The organism is Solibacillus sp. (assembly GCF_040273735.1).
In the GTDB taxonomy this organism is placed as follows: domain Bacteria; phylum Bacillota; class Bacilli; order Bacillales_A; family Planococcaceae; genus Solibacillus.
In genome coordinates, this window is sequence record NZ_JBELZM010000020.1 from 26,134 (window position 1) to 39,713 (window position 13,580).

8 protein-coding genes and 1 other RNA gene are annotated in these 13,580 nt (G+C 34.6%); 8 read left to right on the top strand and 1 reads right to left on the bottom strand.

Annotated elements, in window-relative coordinates; all coding sequences use genetic code 11:
- The first annotated feature begins 148 nt into the window (after nt 1-148).
- The 8 genes from ABS917_RS16460 (at nt 149) to ABS917_RS16495 (ending at nt 12,821) form a co-directional block, all read left to right on the top strand.
- Nucleotides 149-526, top strand: a complete 378-nt coding sequence (locus ABS917_RS16460) for a helix-turn-helix domain-containing protein (protein ID WP_350480025.1) — start codon at nt 149-151, stop codon at nt 524-526.
- 165 nt (nt 527-691) lie between these two features.
- Nucleotides 692-1,049: a transfer-messenger RNA gene (ssrA, locus tag ABS917_RS16465) on the top strand.
- A 516-nt stretch (nt 1,050-1,565) separates the two neighbouring features.
- Nucleotides 1,566-2,813, top strand: a complete 1,248-nt coding sequence (locus ABS917_RS16470; RefSeq protein ID WP_350480026.1) for an AIPR family protein — start codon at nt 1,566-1,568, stop codon at nt 2,811-2,813.
- Nucleotides 2,814-3,843: 1,030 nt separating this feature from the next.
- A complete protein-coding gene (locus ABS917_RS16475; RefSeq protein WP_350480027.1) occupies nt 3,844-6,900 on the top strand; it encodes a UvrD-helicase domain-containing protein in 3,057 nt (1,018 codons plus the stop codon).
- 11 nt (nt 6,901-6,911) lie between these two features.
- A complete protein-coding gene (locus tag ABS917_RS16480; protein ID WP_350480028.1) occupies nt 6,912-9,578 on the top strand; it encodes a hypothetical protein in 2,667 nt (888 codons plus the stop codon).
- Nucleotides 9,579-10,116: 538 nt separating this feature from the next.
- Nucleotides 10,117-11,235 carry a DNA cytosine methyltransferase gene (locus ABS917_RS16485; RefSeq protein WP_350480029.1) on the top strand — a complete coding sequence of 373 codons (1,119 nt, stop codon included), beginning with the start codon at nt 10,117-10,119 and terminating at the stop codon, nt 11,233-11,235.
- A gap of 61 nt (nt 11,236-11,296) precedes the next feature.
- Complete coding sequence (locus tag ABS917_RS16490) at nt 11,297-12,259, top strand: restriction endonuclease PLD domain-containing protein (RefSeq protein ID WP_350480030.1); 963 nt, start codon at nt 11,297-11,299, stop codon at nt 12,257-12,259.
- Nucleotides 12,260-12,467: 208 nt separating this feature from the next.
- On the top strand, nt 12,468-12,821 hold the full coding sequence (locus ABS917_RS16495; RefSeq protein ID WP_483316068.1) for a DUF3846 domain-containing protein: 354 nt from the start codon (nt 12,468-12,470) through the stop codon (nt 12,819-12,821).
- An 83-nt stretch (nt 12,822-12,904) separates the two neighbouring features.
- On the opposite strand, the gene ABS917_RS16500 is transcribed toward ABS917_RS16495, so the two are convergent.
- Nucleotides 12,905-13,159, bottom strand: coding sequence for a hypothetical protein (locus ABS917_RS16500; RefSeq protein WP_350480032.1), 255 nt, complete (start codon nt 13,157-13,159; stop codon nt 12,905-12,907).
- Between the last annotated feature and the right edge of the window lie 421 nt (nt 13,160-13,580).

The following is a 13,580-nucleotide window of genomic DNA, read 5'->3' on the forward strand; positions in this document are numbered from 1 at the left end:
AGAGATGTGTGAAACGAATTGGTTTATATTTTACACATCTCTTTTTTTTCGGGCAAAAAAAGTGGTTTTTAATCTAGAAATAGGGGGTACAAATTTTAAATGGAGTAAAAGTGAGGATGGGATATCAAGTGATGGGGTGTTTTAGTCAATGGCATTAGCATACGTAGGGGGATTTCCACAAGTGAACGGATTACGCAACGCAGAGTTGGTCGATAAAGTTGTAATTTTAGTTGAAAAATATAGTGTACACGCCCATTGTTTGGGATTGGTTGAAGAAATAATTGCTGATGAGTATCCAGACTATAATGGTATTTTCGAGCAACAGGTCGGGATGCCGGTAAAAGAATATATTACGAAAGTTCGATTACACAAAGCAGAAGGATTACTGGAAGATACGCAAATGGACTTCAAGGAAATTTCAAAAATGATCGGAATGAACGGTTACTTTGAATTTACGCAGCTGTTCAAGCGATTCCACGGTGTCACACCTGTAGACTACCGCAACCAATTGTATAAACAAGGCTAAGAAAATATTGGCAGTGTAAGAGAGAAGCAGAATTACTTGCAAGCTTAGCCGGTTTGTCATATAATTGACTGTACTAGCCAGTGTGTATCTACTCATACGGTACACGTTTTAAAGAGCAGGTTTTTATAGCTCTTTTCCGAACTTAACTCGGGTTTACTACTACTCGGGGACGTTACGGATTCGACAGGGGTGGTTCAAGCTCTGGTCGCGCGTCGGAGGTCTCGTCTTCGTCAACAACGGAAGTTATATAATAACTGGCAAACAACAAAACTTCGCTTACGCAGCTTAATTAGCTCGTAGCACTCAGCCTGTCTATCGCCCATGTAGACTACGCTGGGTTCAACTTAAGTGGGATACGATCGTTGGTACCACCTGAGTCAACGGTAAGAGATTCCCAGGTTAGCGATTCGGACGCCTGTTTGTCGGCATAAGAACTCGCGAATCGCAAGTAGACAAACTACACGCGTAGAAGCCGGCGTATTGGAGCTTCTGGACGTGGGTTCGACTCCCACCGTCTCCATAATATGAAATCAGTGGATTTCAAACAGTGTCGAAACCCTTGATATTCAAGGGTTTTTTATTTTGTACTAATTCATATAGTTTCAAAGAATATCAATTGAACGTAGTCAAAAACGTAGTCAAATTTCAATGTAGTTGGCGAACTTCATAATCGCTTCTTCTTTTGCTTTTTTCGTAACGTGAACACAATATTCATGGTTGTTTGTACATCAATATGACCTAAATGATCTTGTATTTCCATTTAAACTTGCACCTGCTTCAAATAGCAAGGAACAATGAGTAACAGGATTCTACTTTGACTAAGTCGAATCTAATTCTCAGAGTTAATTCATTTGATTCAGAAAAGTATTCAGGTTATAGCTGTAACTTTTGTGGAAACTCGAATGTAGTTGCGGAACTACATTTTAAAACTAAGGGGAATGTTGTTAATGTTGAAAGTAGAAGTTACTGCTTATGTCAAGACTGTTTTAGCGAATTAAAACATACACAGCAGTAAATTACAATTATTGGGAGGTAAGGAATGGATATTTTAGAAATTACTTTAATTGCGGATGACGTTGCTACTATGAAAGAAACAAACTCAGAGGGTATTTCAAGAAGTAGACGTTGGGTTAAAGTATCTGTTGAAGAGCTAGAAAAAGCATTGACTTTAAGAGAATGGACAGAGGTCAATCCTCGTGAACAAAACTTAAATCTTAAACCCGCTAAGGAAATGAGAAAAACATTAAGTGGAGATAGTAGGGATATTTTCCACTATCTGAATAGAGGTATTTCTTTAAGTGTTGCGGAATGTAGAGTAAAAAATATAAAAGATAAAAAAGAAGTTTATCTTAAATTATCCGATATTGATGAGCATGGTATTTTTGACGGTGGTCATACTATCAAAGTTCTTTTTGATGCTCTTAATAAGGCTGAAGTATTAGATGAAAAACATGTCATACTAGAAATTTTTACTGGTGTAGAGGATATATTATTTGATTTAGCCCGTGCTAGGAACACTAGTACTCAAGTTAAAGAAAAATCGATAGCTAATTTAGAAGGGAAATTTGATTTTCTTAAAGAAGCGTTAAAGAATGAGTGTTTCTATGACAATATATCTTGGTCAGAAAATGAAGATGGAGATATATCCATTAACTTTATTATTCAAATATTAACAACATTTAATCACTTACTTCCAGATAAATCTATGCGTAAAACATATAGTGGAGCAGGGTCATGTGAGACTGCTTTTATAAATGAGTACAATAGGAATGTTGAGAATAATCAGTTGAATAATGTTTATTATAAGTTAACACCATTATATAGTAAGATTTTTAAATTTTTAGATCATATTCTTAGTAATTTTCCAAGCATTTACAATAAACATGGGTATGAATCTGAAAGGGGAAATTTTGGTAAGCTTAAAGGAATAACATATAAACAGGATTTTTTCCCTCTATTGTTTACAGAAAACAATAAAAGGATTAGTTATAAAATACCGAATTCAATGTTTTTCCCGATTTTGGCGTCTATGCGTCAACTATATAAAGAAGCACCTAACGGTATGTATGAATGGATTCTCGATCCGATTGATGTTTTTGATGAAATATCAGATAAATTAGTTACGAAGGTTATGGGAGTGTATTTTGAGAAACAAGGTGCAGTCAATGAAGTTGGTAAAACTTTAAGTTTGTGGATAGATACTTATGAAATTGTATCTAGCTACTTAAAGGAACAAGAAATAAAAGAATTAAAGAAGCAATTAGAACTAATCCAAGCAAATCAATAAAAGTAAAAAAAGAGTACCTATCTTAAAACATAGGTGCTCTTTACTATTTTTTATCGTTTGTAAAGGGTACAAATTTTTTGCTGCTTTTGTAGAGAGCTTAATACTAATGCTTCAGGGTTCAAATGTTAAAGCACTACTCTATATCGTGTACTTTTTGTACTAGTTATTATGAAAACAAATCTTTCCCTCTCAACATATTTTTTTAAAATATAGTTAAACAATTTTAATACTAGCTTAAACACCTTGTAAACACTGCTATTATAGTCTTTTAAAGAAAGAGTGGTTCGACTCCCGCCGTCTCCATACTTATATAGTCGTCAGAAATGGCGTTATCAACGTTTATTTAAGCTAAGGTGTTATCTGAGGGTGTATTATCCATTGGATAATGCCTTTTCTTTTTGGTGAATTACCTATAATTGAATGTAGTTTATTTAACCTTTTGATTAAAACGATTAGGGTCTTCTTTTATGTCCAAAAGTCGAAAGCATGTCGTTTTTGCAGTGGAAGGGTTGGCACCAAATATCCTTTGAAGCGTACGTTTTGGTAGTTCTTGCCTTAATATAATGGCTCTCTATCGATTTCTCCTACTTACTGTTTCCTCAACAGTTTTAAGTGGCCCACATACCTAGGTGATTGGTATGGGATAAAGCGTAGGATGTTTACTTTCATTAAAAAGTCTCCCATCGTTTTTTGTTAAACACAAATATAGTATCTAAAGTAAATGTGTAATTGATAAAAAATAATAAAAGTAGTTTGAACTTGTTAGCAAGTCCTTCTCGCTTTATATTTAAATATATTATTTGCGCAAACGTAGTGAGTATAAACAATATCAATTTAAGTATGAGTCAATTAAAAATACAATTAGCTATTGTTATAGACCCCACTTGGGTATGGTCAACAAACGATTTGAAAATTTTCGAAATTAATTATATGTTCTGAAATACATAGATGGAAAAATGGAATTTATCACCTTAATGTAGGTGATATGTAATATAATTAAGGTAATGATTTTGCTAGATAGGAGAATTATATGGGTTTTGAAATGAAAAGAGTATTCGATATTTTACAAAGTGCGGAAAGTATCGAACAAGTGCTAAAAAGTTCTTATCGTAAAGTTGAATATCCGTTTACTCGCGTAGGCGTTCGAGCGCGGAATTTACCGCTTTTTAATAAAGAATTGTATGAGATGATTATCAGACTAGGCCGGTTGCCAGAAGTAACATATTACGAGGAACATTATATTCGGAAATACTCGACGCGTGGATTGAACGATAAAGCATTACAATACCATGCGAACATTGCTTATAAGGCATTAGTGATAGATTTACATTTTTATTTTGTCTTGAAGCAATCGAATCTGTTTGATGATGTATGCATGGAATATGCCCATGACGTAGTAGCGCAAACGGACATCTTATTAAGAAAAAACGGTACCGAACTAGGCCTTCAAGTATTCAGTGGTGATCAAAACTACGAAATGACGAAACGAAATTCAATCGAAAAAAAACAGTCTCAATTAGCTTATCAACTCATTCTTTATAATGTCCGTGACAACTTGGTATGGAAACGTAATTTAACTGTAGTAGATGGCTCGCAAATGTTACTGTTTGGTGAAAAAGATGCACAGTATATCGCCGAAATGACTACATCGGTCATTACACCTACGATACAAGTGTTGCAAAATGAAGATCAATTTGCACTGTTGTCTGTAGAACCACCAATAGCAGTAGAAAATATAGAAACGGATGTACAATATTCGTATGTGTATATTGGACCTAAAGCAGAAGCGCAAACATCCTATATGAAACATTTAAAAAAGAACGGTGTTAGATTGTTTCACTGCTACTTAAAACCGGGTTATCCAACTTTTACGGCGAAAGATGGAAGGGTTTTTACTTTGGATGGAAATCCTATGCTAAGAGCGGATGCCTATAAATTTTTGTATCGTTATAGAAAATATTTAAATGAGTTCAACTGGCATCAGTACTGTGTCGAGCATGCTTCACCAAAAATTAATTTAGCGATTAATGCTGGAGCTGGTAGTGGAAAAACAACGACGTTAGTATGGCGAATTTTATATTTATTGTTCACAAAGCAAATTGATAGCTTGCAACAGCTAGTAATGATTACCTTTACTAATGAGGCCGCTAATAATATGAAGGAAGCATTAGAAGAGCGGCTTGAGAAGCTGTATCGTAATACAGGAAATCCACAGCACTATGCGTATTTGCAAGAAATTAATGCGATGAAAATTGTAACGATTCCGACCTTTGCGAAAGATATTATTAAGCAGTTTTCACATCACTTGGGGTTATCGAACAATATCGAAGTGTCGCCGAGGACAGTGAAGTTCCGAGAAATTTTAGAGAAGTCGCTTGATATCGAATTAGCGCGACATGAGGAAAATCCGTTTGGCAAATTACCGTATTATAAAATTATGAAATTTTTAGAATCGATTTGGGACAAGTTCTCTCAAAAGGGAATTATCGAAAAGGAATTAGTACGTTATTTAAAACAAAATGAAATGGATGATGAGCTGAAGCTTGTGGTCGCACGTATTTTGCGAAGAGTCGACCGAACATTTACGAAATTGAAATTTGAGGACGATTTTTTAACGGTAGCTGATTTAACACGCTTTTTAAAGCTTTTAAACAATCCGAATGTGCCGCTGAAAGATTTAAGAAAGAACTATAAATATTTATTTGTGGACGAATTTCAGGATACGGATATTGCACAAATTCAATTTATTGCGACTGTTGCGAAACGAGCAGGCTTGCATCTTACGGTAGTCGGGGATACAAAGCAAAGTGTGTATCGATTCCGAGGTGCAGATTCAACCGCATTTACAGTATTAGACGATTATTTAAAGGGAAGTAAATCACAAAATATGCATTCCTTTAAATTAGTAGAAAACTTCCGTTCGTCGAAGGAGTTAATTGAGAAGATGGAGGGGATTTTTGGCAAGTGGCGAGAGCATGAGCTATTACCTTCTTTAGAAAAACCAATGGAATCAAACCGGGAAAATAAAATGCGTTTAAATCATGTGTTTGCCCCAATTGATGCCGAGTTTACAATGGATACTATACTGAACGATTATCGATTAATGGCAACAGGTGGCGAAAAACCAAATGTTTTAGCTATTCTCGTTCGTAATAATTATGAAGCTACGCAAATTGGTGAAATGCTAAGTCAGTTGAAGAATGGTCCGGAATATGAGGTAAGTACAGAAGGAACACTTTATATGTCGAGAGCAGCAAGAGATTTAGGAGTTCTACTACACTCGTGGATTTATGTGAATGCAGATGAAGTGGCGAAGAAGCAAGCTATATTTTCTTTAAGTGATACAGCGTTTTGCATGAAAGATGAGGACTTCGCCTTTACGAAAAATGGCGATATTATTAGCGCAGAGAATTTAGAGTTTTTTGTACCAGAAGCATGGTATGAAGCGCTGCATTTAATGAAAGAAAAGCCAGTTCTAACAGTCATTGAAGACTTCTTAAGCAAGAGCGATTTTGCCTTAAATTTAGATCTGCAAAACTTTGACGAAAAAGCGATTATGAAATACGAGCTAAATTTAGAGAAAATCACTCTGGACATTTTCACGAAGTTTGGTCAAGGGGCATCGCTTGTACAAATTTATGATTGGCTTCACTTACAGATTGCCACGAATCGTGAAAGTGACGAAGCAGAACTTGAGGATTCGGTGTTCGATGAAAACTTCATTCGCGTAATGACTGTGCATAAATCAAAAGGGTTGCAGTTCCACACTGTTATCATTCCGTATCCTAACAACCCTTTCATTAAACCGATGGAGAAAATGAAAGAAGATTTTATTGTTCAAATTGGTGAAAACGATAAGTTAACATTTGGGTGGAAATATGAAGATAATCAAAATGAATTTACAAGTATGACAGCCAATTATAAAAAGTTGCGTGCTGAGGAAGATGAAGAGCAACGCCGTGAAGAGGCACGCATTCTCTATGTAGCGATGACACGCGCGGAACAATCGTTAAAAATATACGGCTTAGGTAAGACGAAGAAACATATTAAACAGCCTAATACGTGGGGCGAGTTATTATTAATGTAAGGGGATTAGGTATGGCTGGTTACAAAAATTTAGTTTATACGAATGCAGAAGAGCTAATGCATCGAGAAAGTCGCTTTAAAGCATACGAAAATGCAATTCATATTACAGCAACTAATTCTTTAAAGGCTGGGATGATGACGAGCAATAGTGACAGTAGCTTAAATCGTTGGTTTTCTGGACCAATCATTTCTTTCGCAGAACTATTACGTTTTTTAGGTTACGGATGGTCGAAAAGTAAAACAAACTTAAAACAATTCACGTTGCTCTCAAAAGCTTTACGAGAGAGTAGTGCATCCATTTCATCAGAAGAACGAGAGCTTTTTGCAGCAATCGACAAAAACCAGGAACTGATTTTGAGAACGATTCGGTTGTTGAGTGAAAGTGGCTATACGAGCACTTTAATGAGACAGCGACTAATAGGAGCGGAAGTAAAAAGGCAGGAGGAACTATTTTTAGATTTATGGGAAAATATCGAGCAAGATCAGGCTTTTCAATGCATTCATCAATGGTTTGTGAAATTACAACAATCGCCTGAAATCGTTTTTCGAGACACGCTAGTTGAGCTTTTTAATAGCTTAATGGGTGATCCTAAAAAAAGAACAGCTGCGAATATACTACCAGGTAAATCTGCAGAGAAATTAGTGTCTGAAAAATTGGTGATAAGGAATAAATGCACCCTTGTATTACATGGATTTTACTTCCTCGTGCCGATTCAGAAGCGTTTATTTGATATTCTAAGTGAGCGCTTTGATATTATTCATGTAATTAATTATCAATCAAATCACAAGCATGGCTTCCAAACGGTCGAACGCTTTTTAAATATTGATGGCAAAAATTTTGAAAAGGTTCTCGATTCGCCGTATAGTGTAAACTACCATGCGAAAGAGTTGTTACTTGCAATCAATGGGCAATTTATCGCAAATAAGTTCGTGAAAAATGAGAAAAACCTTGAAAAGATTAATTACTTAGAGTTTCATACGTTACAGCAACTTCGCCGCTATACACAAAATTATAATGAACGTTATGTATCGCCACGTGCAATTCAAGTGGCTGATTTTTTAACAACAACGGAGCAAACGAACCATCAAAAATTATCAGAGCATCCGCTTGGGCGGTTTTTAGTTAACATCCACCGCATCAATAAGCGTAAATTTAATGTGGCGACAGGTGAGTTTATAGATAATGAAAATGTTACACATGATTTACTTCGAGAGTTATTTAATTCAGGCTATTTATATGTAAAGGGTGTCAATGCACAATCCGCAATGCGGACGCTTGATATGCTACAAGAAATTTCGAAAACATTTACTACTTTCGATGACTGGTATGATGGTCTAGCCGAAATTATCGAATTGAAGCAAGAGGCTGAAAGTAAATTGAAGTCTTGGCATTCATACAAGTCTAAAAATCATCAAATGTACTCTTTCTATCATGAAGCAATCGGCTATTTTTATTGTACAAAGGAAGATTTACGTTTTGTCCGAAGCGCAATTACAAAAATAAAACAGTTTTTTGAACTGTTGTTTGAAGGCAATGAGATCGATATTAAGCAGTACATTGAGATTTTAGAAGGCCATATCGAGCAGGAAATCATACCGGTTATATCGGATCAACTTGATAAAAAGATTGCTGGAAATATTATTACCGCATTAGATGAATTAAAAGATGATTCATTGGATAAAATGGATCGTCAAGATTTAGTGCAAGGGTTGCAATATTTTTTAGCGCAAAAACCAGATTTAGAAGATGAATATGAAATGGAACTGTACGGTCAACAAGACCAAAATAATCTTAATATAATCAATTCACTGTTAAATAGCGATGGACTGCAATTTGAGGACAATCGCGTCATTCATTTCACGATGATGGATAACGAAGCTTTTCCTACACAGCAACCGCTAAATAGTTGGCCGATTTCTCGCGATTCTTTTAACATATTATGTGACCATAATAATTACTTAAATCAATTGAAGATGAGAAAAGAGCTAGAGGTTGAAATTGCTTGCTATCAATTTTACTTAATAATGACGAATGCGGTGAAAATCAATTTTTCGATTGTTCGACGTCTCAATGAACGAAAGGACTTGAAGCGTTGCTTTTACTTGAATTTTTTATCGCTTATTCAAGGGTCGTATAAGCAGTTGAATACATTGTTGCAGAAACAGATAGAAACAAATTATCAAACGGAAACGATTACGTTTGATGAGCAAAAGTACGAGATTATGCCAAGCCAAATGTTCAATCGTTGTCCGAAGCGCTTTGTGTATACATTCTTACTCGATCGCCGCCCAGTTTTTCATAATGCATTCCATGAGCCATTTCTATTCCAACAGCTGATTGGATATGATTATGGTATTCGGAAAAAGACACAAAAATTAGCGTTGTATCGTGACTGGTTTCCACATTGGTCTGAAACTAAAAAAGACATTTATGAAGCAACTGCTATGGATTATATGGATAAAAATCCGTATATGGGGACTATTCATTTCACGGTCGTTGATGGTTGGAAGTATCGGGATATTAGAATGGGCTTAAATTTATTCGGTAGCCGCTCAGAAGGAGAAAATACGAAAGGCCGACAAGATCCATTGACAGAAAAGCATTTCGTTAAACCTGGAGATCATTGTAAATATTGTCCGTACCAGAGAGTTTGTACTGATTCGATGTTATACAAATAGAAAAATTTTTGCTTACAATTTTAGATGATGATTATATATATTATATCCTTTATCTGTTAATTGTAGTAAGTACACGCTACCTGCTACAGTACAATAAAAAGTAAATTTCAGCCTCATTATAAAGTTATGAACATGAAGGAAGGTACTTAAACGATATAGCCACGGCATTATAGCGTTAGGAGATACTATCCGTGACGTACGTGCTTACCATGCACAGTTAGAGAGTTATGCAAAATCAAAGGAGTAGTACATAAAAATTCTAGTTTTTTCAAAAAGCTTTTAAGTAAAGTTTGCCAAATACCCTTCGACTAAAATTCGTGCACGAAGATGGTAGGTAATAAGAGTAGCGTTGAGAAGTCAACTGGAGCAGTATTCAACTTTATTTTGTCATGATGTTTTAAAGAATTATATGAACCAAAAAAAGTCTTTGCTTATTGCAAAGACTTTTTTGACGTGCTTATGTTAAAAGAGTATAATTTAATAGAATTAGCATACATATATGCCAGAATGTACGTTCTTATTTAGGAGGGGAGAAAAAATGATATTTAAAAAAGGTGAACTTTTCAATGGTCCGGGAGGTCTTAGTTTAGGAGCTAAAAAGGCAAAAGTGGTAGCACCAAATGGTGAAGTTTATACAATACAACACCAATGGTCTAATGACTTTGATATTAATGCTTGTAAAACTTATGGGCTAAATATTTGCGGGGATGAAGATCATCCCTCGGTGCATTATGGTCCGGTAGAACGATTACCGATTGGAGAGCGAAATAAGTTAGGTGATATTGACTGCTTTGTTTTTGGTTTCCCATGTAATGATTATTCAAACGTTGGTGAAAAGAAGGGACTTAACGGTACTTTTGGTCCTTTATATAGCTATGGTGTAAAAGTTTTAAAAGAATATAAACCTAAATTCTTTGTAGCTGAAAATGTTGGTGGTTTACAAAGCGCCAACGAAGGAAAGGCTTTTATACAAATCTTAAAAGAATTAATGCAACCAAGTGGGGATGTTGAATATGAAGTTATACCACATTTGTATAAGTTTGAAGAGTATGGTATCCCACAAGCACGACATCGTATTATAATTGTCGGTATAAGAAAAGATTTAGCAGATAAAGGTATTGTTTATCGTGTACCGGCACCGACAACACCCAATTCTGCTGATTACCGAACATCAAGCGATGCAATTTTAAACCCAGCGATTCCAGATGATGCACCCAATCATGAAAAGACAACTCATAGACAAAATGTAGTAGATATGTTAAATCATATTCCACCTGGTGAGAATGCTTGGTATATTGGAATACCGGAAGAATTGCAGTTAAATGTCCGTGGGGCACGTTTAAGTAGTATTTATAAACGATTAGACCCTAATAAGCCAGCATATACAGTTACTGGTAGCGGTGGTGGGGGCACTCATATGTATCATTGGGAAGAACCAAGAGCATTAACAAACAGAGAACGGGCGAGATTGCAAACGTTCCCTGATGATTTTGTATTTGTTGGTAGTAAGGAAGCTGTCCGTAAGCAAGTAGGTATGGCTGTTCCACCAGAAGGTGCGAAAATTGTATTTGAAGCAATTTTAAAATCCTTTGCTGGCATTGAATACAACTACGTAGAGCCTACTGCTAAATTACAAATTTCCCGTTTATTGGTATAATAATTAATTTAAAACTACCTTCGTATATGTTACATTTTTAGTATCAACGGAGGTGGATTTTTTGTATTTGATAAATGATTTAGAATATAATGTTATATCACTACCTTATGATCAAGGATATCGACATTTAAGGGTTTTATCAGGATATGTAAGTCCTATATTTATCGAACGTGTACTGGAAACTTATCGGAGTTTGCATTTAGAGATTATTCTTGGAATGGTAGCTAACGCTGGTTTAGCTGTTTGGCAACACCGAGCTTTTGTTGAATTAATGAATCAGTATAGTGATCGTTTAGAGATTTTTTATCACGTTGAGCAACCTAGTAATAATTCTAAAGTATATCATTGGTATGATAATGTGTTAACATCACGTGTCTTTGTAGGATCTGCAAACTTTACACGAAATGGATTTGGTAGACAAAGAGAAGTTTTAGTAGAATCTACATTTTCTAATATTGATGATATTTTTAGGAAATTAACTGTTGTTAGATGTGATGATTTAGATATAGAAGGACAAGTACGATTTTATAACGCGTTACCAAGTCGTATAGTAATCCCAACACACAATGAACATGACGAACCAACGATAGTTGAAATATTGAGTACACCTACACATAATTATACGGATTATGTAGTTTTAACTTTGATAGATAGAAGTGGTCAAGTTCCAGCACGTTCTGGGTTGAATTGGGGGCAACGGGAAGGGAGAGATCCTAATCAAGCCTATTTATCTGTATCACAGAGTATACATCAAGAACGCCCAGATTTTTTCCCGAATTTAGCGGAACCATTTATTATGATAACTGATGATGGAGAAAATTTAGTTTGTGTTATGGCGCAACAAAATCGTAAAGCGATACATTCGAGGGGAAATAACAGTATCCTAGGTTCTTACTTTAGAAGAAGATTAGGATTAAATGATGGAGAATTTGTTACAGTAGAAGATTTGCAAAAATATGGACGTAACAATGTGCGAATTTACAAAATAGATGAGGAAACATATTACATGGACTTTAGTGTTTAATCAATTTGTATTTTAGTAAAAGTCTATTTATAAATAATGTAAAGGTAAGCTAAAATGTTTGATCTACTTGTTGAGGAATACACAGATGTTACTAAGTGTATTTTCTATATAGGAGGAAGAAAAACTGAAGTTTTACGTAATTTGGTTTGATACAGAGCTATTAAAAATTAATGCTGAATTAGTTAAAATAAATCGGGTAATAAATGATATTTATGATGAATTAAGCAATATTATTGGTAGCGATTCAATAGAATTTATTGATTTCAATAAAGAAATCGTAATGGTAATTGACGAGGAAGGAAAGTTTAAAAAGAATAATTCAATATTTAGAGTGATAACAGATGATGGTATTACGCTCCATTTAGCAGGAAAGTTATTGTTTGCACATAATGAAGAAACTGAATTTAGTACAGATATTAGTAGTATTAAGGCAGAAGATATTTTCTATTTAAGAAACAATTTAAACATTCAATTATTAGGTGTAGTAGGTAGTGGGGATCAGCCCAATGATTTTAGATCTTCTTTTAATATTGTTCCTAATAAAAATTTAGACAATGAATAAATTTTTCTATTTAAATATTTTACTTAACCAGATAAGAATAAAAACACTCCCATCTCTAGTTAGATAAAGATGAGAGTGTTTTTTTATTTAGCCAATGCCCTCACGATAAAATTCTCAGCTGTAAACAAAGCTTGTTCTTTAGTGGGGAAGATACCGGTTGAACCATTTATTATTTGTTCTTCCAATTCAATAATATAATCTGCAGAATATTGCAGATCAGTAAACTTTTTTAAAGTGATGGAGATCATTGCGTTCTCATAATCAAAAACTTCAACATTATAGATTTCGGCTTCAAACGTTCCTAACTCATAAATAATTGATTTTTTTAATCCAATCATATAAATCCCTCCATTCATTATTTCACATTTCAATTATATGGTAATTTTGAAGAGAAACCTATCTATATTTTCTATTTAGTATGGAAAAAAGTAATAGCTGATTTAATTAATACTATGTATTATCTTTACACCTATACCCGACTCTCGACCATTATCCATAGTAATTTCTCAATAAAATGAGGAAATTACTTAACTACCTCCTTTAACATACTTGAAGCAACTCTTTAATTTTTCCGTGATTATTCGATATTTCGAAAGATCCATATAAATAGGTTAGATTTGTTTTACAAAATGATAATGGTTCCCTACTCCAACTTCATAATTTTTTATATCTTGTGTTAATAATCTATAAAGGGAAATTGGATGGAAACTGAGAGGGGGAACTTCAGTCATGTGAAAGTGAGGCGATAGTAGGTAAGAA